This window comes from Bacteroidota bacterium (assembly GCA_016713765.1).
Classification (GTDB): Bacteria; Bacteroidota; Bacteroidia; order AKYH767-A; family 2013-40CM-41-45; genus Pollutiaquabacter; species Pollutiaquabacter aromativorans.
Genome location: JADJON010000001.1, coordinates 454,226 through 472,454 on the forward strand (window position 1 = coordinate 454,226; position 18,229 = coordinate 472,454).

Sequence of the window (18,229 nt, forward strand, 5' to 3'; positions counted from 1 at the left end):
CAATGGTGAACAAAAGTAAATTTCATATCTCAAAAATGGATTGTTCAAGTGAAGAACAATTGATAAAAATGAAATTGGAGCATTTAGACGACATAAAATCTTTGGAATTTGATATACCCAATCGTGAACTTATCGCATATCACAACGGACAAGTTGAACCAATTTTAACATCTTTGGAAAGTTTGAACCTGAATACAAAATTGGTTTCAACCGAACAAAGCGAAATGATTTTAGAAACTGAAGCACACGGGAAAGAAAGAAAAATGCTTTTGACTGTTTTAATCATCAATGTTTCATTTTTCGCTATTGAAATAATTACAGGTTTCATTGCTAATTCAATTGGCTTGGTGGCTGACAGTTTGGATATGTTGGCAGACGGCATTGTTTACGGACTTGCTTTGTTTGCTGTTGGTGGAACTGTTATAAGGAAAAAGAACATCGCTAAATTTGCAGGTTATTTTCAAATCATTCTTGCAATTATCGGATTTACCGAAGTCGTAAGGAGATTTATAGGCATAGAAAAAATTCCCGACTTTCAAACAATGATTATCGTTTCCATTTTTGCTTTGATTGCGAATATAATTTGTTTGTATTTACTACAAAAAGGCAAAAGCAAAGAAGCACATATGCAGGCAAGCATGATTTTCACTTCAAATGATGTAATCATAAACACAGGAGTAATCACCGCAGGGCTTTTAGTGAATTGGTTTAATTCATCCTATCCTGACTTAATCATTGGAGCAATTGTATTTATCATTGTAGCAAGAGGGGCATACCGAATATTACAACTTGCTAAATAGCCAACGCACCTAAGCACACACATTTTGCAGCCGCTCAATTCTACCCACGAACCAAAGCTGCAAAAAGAGTGTGCTTATTTCCATCCCAAGAAAAATTGAATTAAAAAAATTTCCTTCCCTTCTGAAAATAAAAAACACTCGACACGCAAACCCTGACATAGAGAATTACTGACTTAAATCCTTTGACAATAAAGTGTTTCAGAACACGGACGACAGAACGCCAGCAGGTAACATCGGTTTGGCAAAAGTGGCGGTTCAGTGCTTCGTTTGAAACTTTTTCGTAAGGTTGAAGTTCGTGCTTCGTATCAACATTTGTGGTAAAAACGCCACCTTCGCCAAGCCGAGAACCGTCAGACTGTGCAAAAACCCTCCCCTATTGTTTAAAGAATTTTGATCTGTTTCCGGGCGGGGCTGATTATATTGAGAGAATAATCAGCTTTTCATGAAATACCTAACCGGATTCGACCGCAGGCAGGCCACTTTATTCCCGACTTGTATCGATGATTTGATCCCGGAAGATGCGGGAAGTGCGGGTTATCGATTTATTCGTAGACGCGTTGCCGCTGAAAGAACTGGGATTTTTAGAAAATGAACCTGCGGAAGAGGGCAGGCCGATGTATCACCCGGCCGATCTGTTCAAATTGTATGTGTACGGTTATCTGAACCGCATACGGACTTCTCGCCTGCTGGAGCGTGAGTGCCAGCGGAACATCGAACTGCTCTGGTTACTGAAGGGACTACAACCCCTGCTTTCGTACGATTGCCGGCTTTCGGTCAGACAACCCAAAACTGTTCCGCAATGCGTTTACCCACTTCGTCCGGCAGATCAACCGAAAGGGCCTGACCGGGAAAACGCTGGTGGCGCTCGATTCAAGCAAGTTCAGGGCGGTCAACTCCAAGAAGAAAAACTACAACCAGAAAAAGATCGACCGGCAACTGGAGTACATCGACAACAAGATCCAATCTTACATCGAGGAACTCAACGCAGGCGATCTGGATGAGGCCAGAGAAGCCACGATCGCTGAGAAACTGAAAAAGCAAAAGGCCCAACGTCGCAAGTACAAGCGCATTGAAAAGCAGCTTGCGGAAACGGGCCTGGACCAAATCTCCACCACCGATCCCGATGCCCGGACCATGATCCTGCACGGGTCGGTAATCGAAGTGGCCTACAATGTACAGACGGTGGCAGATGAGCGGAACAAGCTCATCCTTGAATACGAAGTCACCAACCAGAACGACCGGAAAGCCTTACTGCCGATGGCGCAGAAAACCAAGCGTATTTGCGATACGGATGCCGTGGCTGTACTGGCGGACAAGGGTTACCACAACGGCGAGCAGCTTACCGGTTGTGAGCAGGAAGACATCTACACAATCGTAGCCTACCAGGAAGTACCCCGCAGTTATCCCGTGCCGACTCCGGAGTACTACGGCGAGCGCTTCCGGTACAACCCGAAGAAGGACCAGTACAAATGTCCGCAGGGTCACATCCTGAAGACCACCGGCCATTGGTATAATAAGAAGTACGAAGAGTCGGTAACCAAAGTCAAGCACTACAAGACGACGGCCTGCGGCAGTTGCGCGGTCAAACACCTGTGCACCCGCAACCCCAAGGGGCGCCTGATCGAACGGTCTCAACATGCCGGCGCGGTAGAGCGCAACAACCGCCGGGTGCGTGAAAACACATCGACCTATTCCCTGCGCCAGCAAATCATCGAACACATCTTCGGCACCATCAAGCGACAATGGGGCTACGATCACATACTACTCAAAGGCCTCCGGAAAAATGAAGGCGAGTTCGGATTAATCTATCTCATTTATAATTTTCGGAGGGTTATAAACATTTTAGGCCTGCCGAAGTTGAAAAAGTGGCTCACCAGGCTGCTTTTTTCTATTTTTACGGATAGGGCGCTCCGTAATGCAAGGCAATACCAAAAATATTCGTGCTGGCAGCTTGTTCCTGTTATCGTCCGGGAAGGGTGGTGCTGAATTTTTGGGGAGTTGTTGCACGAACTGCCGTTACCGGCAACCCTGACCGACCGACCGTGCAGACATCAACCGACCGACCCAAACCCGACAACCAACCCGACCAACTTTCCGACACGACAGCCGACCCTTCTGTATTTTTATTTTTTCCCACCGCACAAAAAAATTGAAGTTTTAACCCACGCCATTGGCACATTTGGGTTTGCCCGATACACAAAAGCCAACGCTTCACAAACCCAAAAGAGCCAAGCCCACCCACCACCCAATAATAGAGGCTTGAAAAGATTATTTTTTACAAAAACAAAAAAAATTTGCACAATCAAAAAACTGTTTCTATATTTGCCGACCAAAATACGTTTTTAGTCAAAAAGTGTAAGTAATGGAAAAGGACGAAGTTATTGTTCAGGATATAATAAATGGAGCTAAAAAGCTAATGCAGCAGTATGGTTTAAAAAAAACCACAATGGAAGATATTGCCAAAGCGGCGGGTAAAAGTAAAAGCACTCTGTATTATTATTTTAAAGACAAGGAAGAAATATTTGACAAGGTTATCAATCTTGAAATTGACGAGTTTTTTAATGCAGTAAACACAGCAGTAAATAAACAAACAGATGCAATTAGTATGCTTAAAACATACGTTGTAACTAAAATAAAAACATTGAGGGAAAAAATAAACCTATACCGTTTTGCCGTAGAAAACGATTTAGAAGGAAGAATAAATCAAGAGTTTACAAAACTGCGAAACAGATATGACAACGAAGAAAAAAAGCTAATAAGTTCTATCTTAACGAAAGGTGTTGAAACCAATTTGTTCAAAAAAGAAATCATACAGGAAACAGATGTTTTAAGTGAACTTTTAGTGAGTTGTATAAGAGGCGTAGAAATGGACATTATTGCACATAACAAAAACAAGACATTAGCAGAAAAGGCAGATTTACTTGTTGAAATGCTGATTAAAGGAATGGGTAAATAAATTAAAAAGTGCTTTTCGGAGCATTTTTTTAGAATTAAAAACTGACCAAAAAACGAAAATAGTCAAATAGTAAAATTAAATAAACAAGATGATGAAACAAGTCAATTATTTAGCAGTAGCGGGAATACTTGTAATAGCAAGTTGCACCCACAAAGAAAACACATCAACCGCAGAAAGCAATAACGCTTTCAATGTTCAGGTAGAACAGCCGTTAAGTTACAACGGCAACATTCAGTCGGGTTATTCAGGAGTTGTGGAAGCACAAAAGACAACCGCTTTAAGTTTTGCCACAATGGGAACAATAACGGAAATTTTTGTAGAGGAAGGGCAGGCAGTAAGTAAAAGACAGTTGTTAGCCAAAGTCAATGCTTCCAATGCTCAAAACGCATATCAGGCGGCTTTGGCAAGCCAGCAACAGGCAGAAGATGCTTACCGGAGAATGAAACCAATGAAAGAAAATGGCACACTTCCCGAAATAAAATGGGTAGAAGTGGAAACAGGCTTGGCACAGGCAAAAGCAGCCGTAGCCATTACTCAAAAAGGTATCAGCGATTGTAGCTTGTATGCACCTGCAAGCGGTGTGATTGGCAAGAAAAATGTGCAGCCCGGTATGAATATAGTGCCGACAACAACCGCTTTGGAATTGCTGAACATACAATCTGTTTACGTTAAAATTCCTGTTTCAGAAAATGAGATAAGCCTGTTTAAAAAAGGCGGAACCGCACAAATCAGTATCAACGCCATTAATAAAACCGTAACAGGAACGGTAAAGGAAATCGGTGTATCGGCAGATATTCTCTCACATACTTATCCCGTAAAAATTGAAGTGCAAAATACGGACGGAGCTATAAAGCCCGGAATGATATGTTCCGTTCAGGTTACAGCACAAGATAACCGTTCAGGAGTATTGGTTTCCAATAAAGCCCTGCAAAAAGACGTAAACGGCAGTCAGTTCATTTATATTGAAAAAGGCGGACAAACCGAAAAGATACCTGTACAAACCATTGCCCTGATTGACAACAAAGTTTTGATACAAGGCGAAGTACCGCAAAACGCAAACATCATCATTTCAGGACAGCAAAAATTAAACAACGGTACACCTGTTAAAATCATTCAGTAATTATGACAAAAAAGAATTTCAATATCATAGAATTGGCTATGAAGCATAAGCAGATAGCCATTATCATTACATCTATATTCGTGCTGTTTGGCGTGTTCTCACTGATGGTAATGCCGAGAAACGAATTTCCCGAATTTACTATTCGTCAGGGACTAATTGTAGGTGTTTATCCCGGTGCTAATTCCGAACAGGTAGAAGAACAATTAGCCACCAAAGTAGAAAGTTTTTTGTATGGCTTTGAAGAAGTGAACAGGGAAAAAACCTATTCCATTTCCAAAGAAGGAATGTTGATTGTATTTGTAGAAGTCAATAACAGCGTAAAAGACCCTGATGCTTTTTGGGATAAAATAAAATTCGGGTTAAGCGACCTCAAAATGCAGTTGCCACCGCAGGTTTTAGCCCTGATAGCCAACAATGATTTTGGCAACACATCAGCTATTTTGCTTACGGTGCAATCCGATAGTAAAACCTATAAGGAACTTGACCGTGAATTAAAAGTTATTGAAACCGAATTACGAAAAATAAAGGCGGTTTCAAAAGTCAAACACTTTGGCTTAACACAAGAGCAAATTACCATTTATCCCGACAATGATAAGTTGGCTTACTATGGCGTAAAACCAATGAGCGTATTGGCTGCCGCACAGTTGGAAGGAGCGGTATATTATGGCGGGGAGTTGGACAATGGCGAACAGATTATGCCTATTCACATTCCCAATACTTACAATACGGAAGAAGACATCAAAAATCAAATTGTCTATACCGACCCCACAGGAAATGTTATCCGTGTAAAAGACATAGCCCGTGTAGTAAGAGAATATCCAAAGCCTGACGCTTACATTAAAAACAACGGTACAAACAGCCTGTTGATTTCGTTGGAAATGCAACCCGGCAACAACATTGTTGCTTTTGGTAAAACAGTGGACGAAACTTTACACACATTAAAAGGTAAAATTTCGCCTGATGTGCAGGTAGCGAAAATCGCTGATATGCCGCAAGCTGTCGGGCATTCCATTACACACTTCCTGAAAGAATTTTGCATTGCCATTATTGCCGTAATTATTGTTACAATGCTGTTGTTGCCTTTCCGTGTAGCAGCAGTTGCAGGGGCAACCATTCCGATTTCCATTTTCATTACGATTGGTATTTTATATGCGTTAGGCGTAGAACTGCACACGGTTTCGTTGGCAGGTTTAATTGTAGTATTGGGTATGGTGGTGGACAATGCCATTGTGGTTTTAGACGGACATATTGAAAAATTAGACCACAACGAAACCCCTTGGAATGCAGCTTGGAAAAGTGCCAAAGAATTGTTTGTTCCTGTATTTTCCGCAACAATGGCTATCATAGCTACCTATATTCCTATGGTGTTTTTTCTTGACGGAATGGTGGGCGACTTTGTAGGTTCATTGCCCATAACCATTGGAGTTGCATTGATTACATCGTTGCTGATAGCTTGTTTGCTTGTACCGTATATGAGTTATGTGTTCATCAAAAAGGGAATTAAAAAAGAAGAAGGTAAAAAGAAGAAAAAATCATTGTTAGATAGTGTACAGACAGTTTATGACCGTACATTAGAATGGGCTTTCCGTATTCCCAAAACCACTATCCTGACAGGCGTTGTTTCTGTAGCGTTAGGTATAGCCATTCTTGCCTTAGTGCCACGTCAGTTATTCCCCAAAGTGGATAGAAACCAATTTGCGGTAGAAATCTATTTGCCCGAAGGCAGCACATTGGAACAAACCGCTTTTGTTTCTGACAGCTTGGAACAAATGCTGATGAAAGACAAGCGGGTGGTAAATGTAGCGGCATTTGTAGGTACAAGTTCACCCCGCTTTCATACCACTTATGCACCGAATTTTCCCTCAAAAAATTATGCTCAGTTAGTTGTCAATACACAAACGGCAGATGATGCCCTTTCCATATTGAACGAATACGAAACGAAGTACAGAAATTTTTTTCCGAATGCTTATGTGCGAATGAAACAATTAGACCTGTTAAGTACCACCGCACCTATTGAAGTAAGGATTAGCGGGGATAATATAGACACTATCAAAACATTGGCACAGCAGGTAAAGGTTGTAATGGAAAAGAACGAAAATGTCATTTGGGCAAGAACAGATTACCTTAATCCACGACAAGGCGTAAGCCTACAGATAAACGATGAAACCGCTAACCGGTTGGGATTGACCAAAGGCGTAGTAGCTGCATCATTGGCAACAGGTTTTTCGGGAATGCCCATTGGCACAATATGGGAGGGCGATTATCCTGTAACCGTAAAATTGGTAAATGAAGCACAACAGAAAAACGGTTTTGATGATATAGCCAATCAAAATGTAACATCGCCATTGACAGGTGCAACCGTTCCGGTAAGACAGTTAGCAACAAAAATAAATAACGATTGGAGCGAAGGGCAAATTATCCGCAGAAATGGCACAAGAACAATTACGGTTCGTACAGATGTAAAACGTGGTGTATTGCCATACAAAGTATTATCTGACTTAAAAACGGACATCAAAGAATTACACAAGGGCGAACAAATTACCCTGACGTATGGTGGGGAAGAAGAAAGCGAAGTAGAAAACTATATTCCATTAGCCAAAGCCCTGTTTGCAGGTGTAATGCTGATTTTCTTTATCCTGTTGTTCCAATTCAAAAAACCAAAATTGGTTTTCTTGGTAATGATGACAATGCCGTTAAGTTTTTTGGGTGCGGCATTAGGACTAATCATTACAGGTTATCCGTTTGGTTTAACTTCTTTCTTAGGCATTATGAGCCTTATGGGTATTGTTGTCCGCAACGGAATTATCCTGATTGATTATGCAGAAGAATTAAGAAGTGAAAACGGAATGTCGCTTTCCAATGCAGCCATAGCAGCAGGCAAACGCAGAATGCGACCGATTTTCCTTACATCATTTGCGGCTGCCGTTGGCGTTGTGCCGATGATACTAAGCGGCTCTACCCTTTGGGGACCGCTTGGGGCGGTGGTGTGTTTCGGGTTGTTGGTATCAATGATACTCACACTGTATATGCTGCCTGTAATGTACAATCAATTATTAAAAAAGAATTACGCTTAAAAATTAAGAAATGAAAAAAATAACAATAATCGTTGTTACCCTGATTACATCGGCAACAGCATACAGCCAAACAACATTAACGTTGGAAGAAAGCAAAGCACTTGCTTTGAAGAACAACAAAGCATTACAAAACAGTGCTTTGGAAATAGAAGCAGCACAACTAATAAAGAAAAATGCTTACACCAACTATTTCCCGAAAGTAAGTGCCAATGTCTTTGGTATGCAGGCAATCAATCCATTAATTGAATACAAAATGGAAGGCGGCAATTTGCCTGTATATGACGGCAATCCTGCCAACCTGCCCACAGCTACGCAGTTTGCCTATTTCCCCGGAATGGAATTAAGTATGCTGCAACGTTCGGCAATAGGAGTGCTGAATATCGCACAACCCATTTATGCAGGTGGTAAAATAAGCACAGGCAACAAATTGGCACAGCTTAATGTAGATGTAAAAGAACATCAGCAACAGCTAACCGAAAACGAAATATTGCTTAAAACCGAGCAACAATATTGGCTGTTGATTTCCTTGCAGGAAAAACAAAAGACGTTGGAAAAATACGAACTGTTATTAAACGGTGTCCGCAAACAGGTAGATGATGCTTTTACAGCAGGTTTGATTATTAAAAACGATGTGCTGAAAGTACAAATCAAACAAAGCGAATTGGAAGCCAATAAAAATAAATTGCTGAACGGAAAGAAATTGGTAACAATGCAATTCTGCCAAACCATAGGAATACCTTATGACGGCACATTGATATTGCAGGAAGTAATTGATGTAAGCCAAAACCCCAACCAATACTATACCGATAACCAAAACGCTTTAACCCAAAGAACCGAGTACCAACTTTTAGAAAAATCGGTAGAAGCCACACAATTACAAACCAAAATGAAAACGGGCGACTATATGCCCACCGTTGCAGTCGGATTGGCAGGTTATCATATCAATATGTTGGAAAAAGGAGCGAACAATTTTACCAATGGATTGGCTTATGTTTCCCTTTCTATTCCTATATCTGATTGGTGGGGCGGTAGCTATGCCATTAAAGAGCAGAAAATAAAACAACGAATTGCAGAAAACACATTTGAAGACACCAAAGGTTTATTGACCCTGCAAATGGAAAAGGCTTGGACAGACGTAAACGAAGCGTGGAAGCAAATAGCCATTATGAAAGAAACAGCGTTGCAAGCAGAAGAAAATCTTAAAGTAAGCCAAACAGGCTATGAAAGCGGTGTAGTGACCTTATCCGACTTATTGGAAGCACAGGCATTGGTTACTGAAACAGCCGATAAATTGACAGAAGCACAAACGCAATATAAGTTGGCGGTTACTACTTATTTGCAGGTAACAGGAAGAAAGTAAAAAATTACCCTATGGATTTGAGTTTAAAAATTGACATCGTTGAAGATATAAGTACTGAGGATTTTAAACAAAATTATTTCATTCCTCAAAAACCTTTGCTTATCAACGGTGGCATTATCAAGAAAACAGAAGCGTACCGCAAATGGTCTATTGATTTTTTCAAAAAAGAAATGGGCAACATTGAAGTTGATATTTACGATAACGCTGTTATCAAATCAAAAACAACGGCTCTTACAAGTGGCGATTTAAAAATGAAGTTTGCCGATTTCTTAAACATCGTTGAAAAAAATGAGCCGACAACTTTGCGAATGTTTTTGTTTAACGGTTTTAAATATAAACCCGAATTAAGAAAAGATTTTCCTAAACCAAAAATCTTTTCGGGTTTACTCAATATGGGATTTTTGTTTTTTGGAGGTAATTCAACTTCGGTTCGTATGCACTTTGACATTGATTATTCCAACGTGTTGATGACACAAGTGAAAGGTCGTAAAAAAGTGATTTTGATTTCACCGAAGTATAATCGTTTCATTTACAAATTACCGTATAACAGTTTTTCGTTAGTAGATTTTGACAACATTGATTACAAAAAACATCCTGCTTTAAAAAATATCAAAGGCTATGAATTTGTAATGGACGAGGGAGATAGTTTGTTTATGCCCTCTGCTTATTGGCATTTCAATGTTTATATAGACGGAGGTTATGCGCTTTCTTATCGCAAAACAGCACATAGTTTAAAAGATAAATACAACGGTTTTATGAACGTAACATTTCGTTTACTCTTAGATAAATTGATGACCGCAGTAGCTAAAAACAAATGGACACAGTATAAAATCAATCAGGCAATAAAAACTGCCGAAAAGACTTAAATAATTGATTTCCCTGAACAGATGTAGGCGAAATGTGGAAGCAAATAGCCATTATGGAAGAAACCACTTTACAAGCAAATCATCATTAAAAAACCGAATAATAATTATTAACATTTAAAAACAAAAACAATGGCATCAACATCAGAAACAGGACACGCAAAAAATGTTGCAAACTTTGAAGATTTAATCTCATTTTGCACAGGCTACGGAACTGCCTACAATCCGTCAAAAGCAGCAATTCAATTACCTGCTTTAAACACGCTTTACAGCAATGCACAAAATGCACTTGCAGGGCTTACAAGCAGCAAAATAGTTTTTGACAACGCAACCAATGCACGACAGGCAGCATTTGAACCGCTTAAAAAATTAGCGACAAGAATTGTAAACGCTTTAGATGCAACAGAAGCAACAGACGCTTTGTTAAAAGATGCGAGAACTATCAACAGCAAAATTCAGGGCAAGCGTTCAGGAAAATTAACCAAAGCAGATGCAGGAATAACGGAAGACGAACCGACAGAAACAGCTAAAACAATTTCCGTTTCACAGCAAAGTTTCGACAGCTTAATTGAGAACTTTGCCAAGCTGATTGAACTCGTAGGCAGCGAACCAAGCTACACGCCCAACGAACCTGAATTGCAGGTTTCTACTTTAACAACAACACTTAATAACCTAAAGACAACCAACACAGGAGTTGTAAACAGCTACACCAATTACAGTAATACACGCATTACAAGGGACAGCATACTTTACGCCACCAATAGCGGACTTGTGGACACGGCTTTAGAAGTAAAGAAATATGTAAAATCCGTTTTCGGAGCAACAAGTCCGCAATTCAAACAAGTAAGCGGACTGGAGTTTAAGAAAAGGAAAAAATAGAAAGTTGCTTAGGTCGTTCAGACATTTTGCTTTGGCGACAGGAAAGTTTGCAATGACGAATAGAAAACTGCTTGTGGCGACAAGAAAGTTAGTGTTGGCGGACACGATATTTTCAATGTCATTTCCGAAGTTCGGCACGTCAGACAGTGAACCCGAAATGTCGGACAGTAATTTTCATTCGGACAGTTTGAATATTCCTTTGGCAACTATGAATGAACCATTGGAATAAAGACAGACAGCAACCGCACAGGGTCAAGCACTTATGCAAGTCCCGCAAAAGCCCGCCCGCAGACCAAAACTTGCATAAGAGCTTGTCCCTTTTCCGCCCGACCAAAAACTTCAATTTTTTTCTTCCACGCTTCTAAAAAATAAAAATACCCAACCCGCACCGACCGACACGACAACCCCGACAATACAGGACAGACCACGAAAGACAGAAGGGCAGCCGGTAACAGCGGTTTGGCGTAATGGGGGCGGACGTTCTCCGTATGAAAATTTGTGCTAAATTTGAACTGTGTGCTTCGTATCAAGTGTTGTGCTGAAAAGCCCCCACTACGCCAAGCCGCAAACCGTTATAAGCTATGGTAAAAAGACAACGACACCTCATTAACTTTGGGGACATAGAAAAAAGTAACGGTTTGACAATGCAGACAAGACCAAATATTTTTTGTGAAAATTCAACTCACAGACCGACACGCAGAGATTTAATTTTTGCCCGACCCGCAATTTTTTGTTTTTCTGCCGACACACAATGCAAGAGTGTGGCAAGCCCCAACCGCACAAAGCCGACCCTTCGGCTTCCCACACACTTGCATTTTTATCAACGCTCAAATTATTTACAACTATGAAAATATACAGTCTATTATTATTCGTAATGCTCAACTCTTGTATGACAAGTAAAATAGCAGTAAAAACAGGAATTGAAGAAATTAGCTTTGGGAACGGTGGCGGTTTTACTGGCGAAGTAAAAACTTATAAACTGACTGCTGACTGCAAACTTTTTGAAAAAGAAATAGAGCTAAAAAAAATAGAATCCAAAAAGACTTTGGAACTTTTTAACCAAGCTAAAGAATTGAAAGACCTAAATTTTAATGAACCTGAAAATATGTATTCATTCATTGAAATAAAGACAAAAGAAAAAACTAACAGAATTCTTTGGGCTTATGGCTCAACAACAGTTGACAAAAAAGTAATTGAACTTTATAACGCACTATTAACAACCACTAAATAAATTCAAAATGGGAAATAGATACCTAAAAACAATCGGAATAGTTGGAGCATTTTTTATTGCTTCACTTTCATTCGGACAGAAAACTCAACAGCCTGTTCCAAACTTTGTGAATCCATTCCAAAGTAAAAGCTCAAATGTTAAAGGCAATGTTATTACTCCAACGAACAATAACACTACAATGAGCATTCAACAGCCCAAACCAAAAATTGAAATTATAAATGGTTCATTCTCGGTTAATCTCGAAAAAGACAGATTGACAAAAGAAAATGCTGTTAGCCAAATGCCAAGTTGGTTTGGGTTATCACAAAACCATACATTTCAACAAGTTTCTGAAAGAACTGATGAATTAGGAATTACACATACTAACTTTCAACAGTATTTCAAAGGATTTTTAGTTGAAGGAAATTTAGTAATGCTTCATTCAAAAAATGGCAAGCTAACTTCTATAAATGGACAAGTTGCACAATTCGAGAATATCGAAACTGTTCAAACTGTAAATAACGAACAAGCATTAACAACCGCTAAAAGTTATTTGAAAGTAACGGATTTAATAAACAACTATCCAGTTGAGACAGTAATTACAAGAATACCAAGTGAAAACGGAACAATTACAAAATTTGCACAAAAAGTAAGGATTGATTCATACAATCCTTTTACAATGTGCTATGTTTATATTGATGCAACAACAGGAAGTGTTTTAAACAAAATCAATTTAATTGCACACGCAGATGTTCCTGGCACAGGACAAACAATGTATAGCGGTAGCCAATCTCTTACTTGTGATAGTTATTCAGGTTCATACAGGCTTCGTGAGAATGGAAGAAAAATTGAAACGTATAATGCAACAAATGCGACTAATCTAACAACAAGCGGATTTACTGGTTCAACCGATTTTACAAGCACTTCAACAACATTTACAGGAGTTCCAATGTTACAATCCTTTACAATTTCGGCTGTGGCTCAAAGTTGGTGGTATGCAGCTTTTGTTGACCAGTTACCCGACCTTTATATTAAAGTAAAAGATGGTTCTAATCAAACCGTTTACACTTCAAATTATTACAACGACCAAAACCCAGCACTAACATATAACAATCTAAATATTTATTTGAATAATCCACCATACACAGTTGAAGTTTGGGATTATGATGCTGGTAGTAGTGATGACTTTGGTGGAAGTTATTCTATTTCAACAAGTGTAGGAACTCAAAACTGGTCAGGAAGTGGAAACAGTGGAAATTATGTAATTACAAATTCGGGACACCCTGCTGTTGATGTGCATTGGGGAATGGAAAAAACTTACGATTTTTATTTGAATGCTTTAAATCGTAATAGTTATGACGGAAACGGAAGCGTAATTAAACAATACGTTAATCCGCTTCTTTTAAATGGCAATGCTGGTTATCCAAATAACGCTTCTGCTTTATCAAGTCCATACAACATAATGTCTTATGGTATGGGAGACGGAGTTACTATGAAACCATTAGTTGGCTTAGATGTGGAAGGACACGAATTCACACATTTAGTAGTAGGCAACAATGGTAATGGTGGGCTAACATACCAAGGAGAATCAGGGGCTTTGAATGAATCCTTTGCTGACATTTTTGGAACTTGTGTAGAGTTTTATTCAGGAGTAAATCCTGACTGGAACATTGGTGAAGACGTAATGATTGGAGAACCTTATATGCGGTCTATGTCAAATCCCAATGGTGCTCAACAACCTGACACGTATAATGGTCAATACTGGGTAAATCCAAGCTCCTCTCAGGATAATGGTGGTGTTCATACCAATAGCGGTGTTCAGAATTTTTGGTTTTATCTTCTTTGTCAAGGAGGCTCAGGAACAAATGATATAGGTAATTCTTATTCAGTTACAGGAATTGGTATTACACAGGCAAGACAAATTGCTTATAGAAATCTTATTACTTATTTATCACCTAACGCAACACATTTGGACGCCTATAATGGTTCTTTACAAGCTGCTCAAGACCTTTATGGAAATCCTTCAACTCAATACACAGCAGTTAGACAAGCTTGGTATGCTGTAGGTATAGGAAACGACCCGAATAACTTTTGTAGCGGAACAACAAACTTGACAGCACCAAGCGGAACAATTACAGACGGAAGCGGTTCGGCAAACTATAACAATAATGCAAATTGCAAATGGGTAATTGCACCTGCCGGTGCAACTCAAATTCAATTAACATTTACTGCATTTGACACCGAAGCAGATTATGATACCGTTTTTGTATATGATGGTCCTGATGAAACATTTCCAGTTTTAGCTACTTGGTGGGGTAATACATTGCCTCCTGTAATTAATACAACTTCTGGAGTTGGTGCAATGTGTGTAAAATTCACTTCTGATGTTACTCAAACAGAAGGCGGATGGTCAGCAAATTATCAAGCATATGGAAATACACCAAGCTGTGGCGGAGGGACAATACTCTCAACTCCGACTGGTTCATTTAATGACGGTTCAGGCGGAAGTAACTACGGTAATAATCAACAATGTTATTGGTTTATTTCACCTCCTTGTGCAAGTGCGGTAACACTCTCGTTTTCTGCTTTTAACACCGAAGCAAATTATGACGGAATTATTGTTTACAATGGTTGGGACAACAGCGCAACTCAATTAGCGGTTTATTCAGGAACTTCAATACCAAGTTCAGTTACTTCAAATACTGGTAAAATGTTGGTCGTTTTCGTTTCAGACTATTCGACTACAATGCAAGGTTTTTCAGCTAATTACACTTCTACAGGTTCTGCCTATTGTTCAGGAACAACAAATCTAAATACTTCTGACAATGCGTCTTTTACTGATGGAAGTGGAGGAAATAATTATTGCAACAATCAAGATTGTAAGTGGTTAATTCAACCACCACAAGCTACAAGCGTTACCTTAAACTTTAGTGCATTTGAGCTTGAAGATGCAGCTTCTGACGGAACAATTTACGATGCAGTTGAAGTATATGACGGAACAACCACTTCGGCAACATTATTAGGACGGTTCACAGGTAGCAATTTGCCTCCTGCAATAACTTCTTCGGGCGGTAGTATGTTGGTTCGTTTCATTTCAGACCTTGAAGAAAACAAACAAGGATTTTCTGCATATTACACTTCGACACAAAATCCATATTGCACAGGAACAACAACAACTTTGACAGCACAAAGTGGAACTTTTGCTGATGGAAGTGCTTCAAATAATTATGCAAATAATACAAGTTGTTCTTGGTTAATTCAACCGACAAGTGCGACTGCGATTACTTTATCCTTTTCTGCTTTCAATACCGAGCTAAACTATGACGGAGTAATTGTTTATGACGGAGCAAACAATACAGCACCAGTTTTAGGACAGTTTTCGGGAACTTCAATTCCCAACTCTGTAACCTCGACAGGTGGCAGTATGTATGTTGAGTTTTTAAGCAACCCTGCTGTTAGAGGACAAGGTTGGACAGCAAATTACACTTCGACAATTACCACAGGAATTGATGAAGCACTTCTAAAAGCCAACTTCAATTTTTACCCAAATCCAACAGACGGAATATTTACAGTAAATTCTGGATTTGAAAATTCAGCGACTTTAGAAATTATTGATGTTTTAGGCAAACAGGTTTTAAAGACATTCAAAATTAATAAAGGAGCAAATCAAATTGACGCTTCTGAATTAAGCAAAGGGATTTATATGATAAAGTTCAAAATTGGAGACGGTTATCATACGGAAAGATTAGTTATAAATTAAGGTTGTCAACGCAGAAGCAAGCACATTTAAAAACCGCACGAGCCAACGCTTGACCAAAGTTTTTAAAAGAGCTTGCTTCTCCAACCAAAAAGAAAAACAAAAAATTTCCCAACGCTTCACAAAAATTAAATCGCAAACACACCAGCCGACAGACAAAAAATGACAGTAAAACCCTTGACATATCTGCATTTCGACACGACAGTAGAAAGAACCACAGCTTATAACAGCACCTACAAGAAATTGGCGGTTCAGTGCTTCGTATGACAGTTTTGTGGTTAATCAAACATTCGTTCTTCGTATGAACATTTGTGGTGAAAATCGCCAACTTCTTGTAGCTGCAAAACGTCAGACTGTGCAAAAACCCTCCCCTATTGTTTAAAGAATTTTGATCTGTTTCCGGGCGGGGCTGATTATATTGAGAGAATAATCAGCTTTTCATGAAATACCTAACCGGATTCGACCGCAGGCAGGCCACTTTATTCCCGACTTGTATCGATGATTTGATCCCGGAAGATGCGGAAGTGCGGGTTATCGATTTATTCGTAGACGCGTTGCCGCTGAAAGAACTGGGATTTTTAGAAAATGAACCTGCGGAAGAGGGCAGGCCGATGTATCACCCGGCCGATCTGTTCAAATTGTATGTGTACGGTTATCTGAACCGCATACGGACTTCTCGCCTGCTGGAGCGTGAGTGCCAGCGGAACATCGAACTGCTCTGGTTACTGAAGGGACTACAACCCTGCTTTCGTACGATTGCCGGCTTTCGGTCAGACAACCCAAAACTGTTCCGCAATGCGTTTACCCACTTCGTCCGGCAGATCAACCGAAAGGGCCTGACCGGGAAAACGCTGGTGGCGCTCGATTCAAGCAAGTTCAGGGCGGTCAACTCCAAGAAGAAAAACTACAACCAGAAAAAGATCGACCGGCAACTGGAGTACATCGACAACAAGATCCAATCTTACATCGAGGAACTCAACGCAGGCGATCTGGATGAGGCCAGAGAAGCCACGATCGCTGAGAAACTGAAAAAGCAAAAGGCCCAACGTCGCAAGTACAAGCGCATTGAAAAGCAGCTTGCGGAAACGGGCCTGGACCAAATCTCCACCACCGATCCCGATGCCCGGACCATGATCCTGCACGGGTCGGTAATCGAAGTGGCCTACAATGTACAGACGGTGGCAGATGAGCGGAACAAGCTCATCCTTGAATACGAAGTCACCAACCAGAACGACCGGAAAGCCTTACTGCCGATGGCGCAGAAAACCAAGCGTATTTGCGATACGGATGCCGTGGCTGTACTGGCGGACAAGGGTTACCACAACGGCGAGCAGCTTACCGGTTGTGAGCAGGAAGACATCTACACAATCGTAGCCTACCAGGAAGTACCCCGCAGTTATCCCGTGCCGACTCCGGAGTACTACGGCGAGCGCTTCCGGTACAACCCGAAGAAGGACCAGTACAAATGTCCGCAGGGTCACATCCTGAAGACCACCGGCCATTGGTATAATAAGAAGTACGAAGAGTCGGTAACCAAAGTCAAGCACTACAAGACGACGGCCTGCGGCAGTTGCGCGGTCAAACACCTGTGCACCCGCAACCCCAAGGGGCGCCTGATCGAACGGTCTCAACATGCCGGCGCGGTAGAGCGCAACAACCGCCGGGTGCGTGAAAACACATCGACCTATTCCCTGCGCCAGCAAATCATCGAACACATCTTCGGCACCATCAAGCGACAATGGGGCTACGATCACATACTACTCAAAGGCCTCCGGAAAAATGAAGGCGAGTTCGGATTAATCTATCTCATTTATAATTTTCGGAGGGTTATAAACATTTTAGGCCTGCCGAAGTTGAAAAAGTGGCTCACCAGGCTGCTTTTTTCTATTTTTACGGATAGGGCGCTCCGTAATGCAAGGCAATACCAAAAATATTCGTGCTGGCAGCTTGTTCCTGTTATCGTCCGGGAAGGGTGGTGCTGAATTTTTGGGGAGTTGTTGCACGAACTGACGTTATCAGCAACCCTAAAACCCGACCGTGCAACTATCAACCGCCAGACAAAACCCGACCGACAGTACAATTTTCGGCAAAGCCGTTTGGCTATCCCTTCGCAAAATAAAAAGAGCTGCAAAGCCACCCACAAGCCGACCCGCTTTTGCAGCACATTTTATTTTGCCCAACCGCACCAGTGCAACCCGACAGTTTTGTTC

General features: G+C 40.6%; 11 protein-coding genes. All 11 read left to right on the forward strand.

Annotation, left to right across the window (positions count from 1 at the left end; all coding sequences use genetic code 11):
- The first annotated feature begins 5 nt into the window (after positions 1 to 5).
- The 11 genes from IPJ96_01880 (at position 6) to IPJ96_01930 (ending at position 18,001) form a co-directional block, all read left to right on the forward strand.
- The gene (locus IPJ96_01880; protein ID MBK7909096.1) at positions 6 to 800 is read left to right on the forward strand and encodes a cation transporter; all 795 of its coding nucleotides are present in this window, start codon (positions 6 to 8) and stop codon (positions 798 to 800) included.
- Positions 801 to 1,658: 858 nt separating this feature from the next.
- Entirely contained in the window at positions 1,659 to 2,786 is a 1,128-nt protein-coding gene (locus tag IPJ96_01885) for a transposase (GenBank protein MBK7909097.1), read from the forward strand.
- Between the two features lie 376 nt (positions 2,787 to 3,162).
- Positions 3,163 to 3,756 carry a TetR/AcrR family transcriptional regulator gene (locus tag IPJ96_01890; protein ID MBK7909098.1) on the forward strand — a complete coding sequence of 198 codons (594 nt, stop codon included), beginning with the start codon at positions 3,163 to 3,165 and terminating at the stop codon, positions 3,754 to 3,756.
- An 88-nt stretch (positions 3,757 to 3,844) separates the two neighbouring features.
- Positions 3,845 to 4,876 (forward strand): efflux RND transporter periplasmic adaptor subunit, encoded by a 1,032-nt coding sequence (locus IPJ96_01895; protein ID MBK7909099.1) that lies wholly within the window; start codon positions 3,845 to 3,847, stop codon positions 4,874 to 4,876.
- Positions 4,877 to 4,878: 2 nt separating this feature from the next.
- A complete protein-coding gene (locus IPJ96_01900; GenBank protein MBK7909100.1) occupies positions 4,879 to 7,950 on the forward strand; it encodes an efflux RND transporter permease subunit in 3,072 nt (1,023 codons plus the stop codon).
- Positions 7,951 to 7,960: 10 nt separating this feature from the next.
- A complete protein-coding gene (locus IPJ96_01905; protein MBK7909101.1) occupies positions 7,961 to 9,310 on the forward strand; it encodes a TolC family protein in 1,350 nt (449 codons plus the stop codon).
- A gap of 11 nt (positions 9,311 to 9,321) precedes the next feature.
- Positions 9,322 to 10,176, forward strand: a complete 855-nt coding sequence (locus tag IPJ96_01910) for a cupin-like domain-containing protein (protein MBK7909102.1) — start codon at positions 9,322 to 9,324, stop codon at positions 10,174 to 10,176.
- A 129-nt stretch (positions 10,177 to 10,305) separates the two neighbouring features.
- Complete coding sequence (locus IPJ96_01915) at positions 10,306 to 11,052, forward strand: hypothetical protein (protein ID MBK7909103.1); 747 nt, start codon at positions 10,306 to 10,308, stop codon at positions 11,050 to 11,052.
- A gap of 889 nt (positions 11,053 to 11,941) precedes the next feature.
- Positions 11,942 to 12,283: a hypothetical protein gene (locus IPJ96_01920; GenBank protein ID MBK7909104.1), complete on the forward strand. Its 342-nt coding sequence runs from the start codon at positions 11,942 to 11,944 to the stop codon at positions 12,281 to 12,283.
- A gap of 7 nt (positions 12,284 to 12,290) precedes the next feature.
- On the forward strand, positions 12,291 to 16,022 hold the full coding sequence (locus IPJ96_01925) for a M4 family metallopeptidase (GenBank protein ID MBK7909105.1): 3,732 nt from the start codon (positions 12,291 to 12,293) through the stop codon (positions 16,020 to 16,022).
- 437 nt (positions 16,023 to 16,459) lie between these two features.
- Positions 16,460 to 18,001, forward strand: a complete 1,542-nt coding sequence (locus IPJ96_01930) for an IS1182 family transposase (GenBank protein MBK7909106.1) — start codon at positions 16,460 to 16,462, stop codon at positions 17,999 to 18,001.
- Positions 18,002 to 18,229: the final 228 nt, after the last annotated feature.

Bases quoted from the DNA above. Each gene is read 5' to 3' on its own strand.
- IPJ96_01905 (MBK7909101.1), top strand. From the start codon at position 7,961: ATGAAAAAAATAACAATAATCGTTGTTACCCTGATTACATCGGCAACA.
- IPJ96_01920 (MBK7909104.1), top strand. From the start codon at position 11,942: ATGACAAGTAAAATAGCAGTAAAAACAGGAATTGAAGAAATTAGCTTT.
- IPJ96_01925 (MBK7909105.1), top strand. From the start codon at position 12,291: ATGGGAAATAGATACCTAAAAACAATCGGAATAGTTGGAGCATTTTTT.
- IPJ96_01890 (MBK7909098.1), top strand. From the start codon at position 3,163: ATGGAAAAGGACGAAGTTATTGTTCAGGATATAATAAATGGAGCTAAA.
- IPJ96_01895 (MBK7909099.1), top strand. From the start codon at position 3,845: ATGATGAAACAAGTCAATTATTTAGCAGTAGCGGGAATACTTGTAATA.
- IPJ96_01930 (MBK7909106.1), top strand. From the start codon at position 16,460: ATGAAATACCTAACCGGATTCGACCGCAGGCAGGCCACTTTATTCCCG.
- IPJ96_01915 (MBK7909103.1), top strand. From the start codon at position 10,306: ATGGCATCAACATCAGAAACAGGACACGCAAAAAATGTTGCAAACTTT.
- IPJ96_01900 (MBK7909100.1), top strand. From the start codon at position 4,879: ATGACAAAAAAGAATTTCAATATCATAGAATTGGCTATGAAGCATAAG.
- IPJ96_01910 (MBK7909102.1), top strand. From the start codon at position 9,322: ATGGATTTGAGTTTAAAAATTGACATCGTTGAAGATATAAGTACTGAG.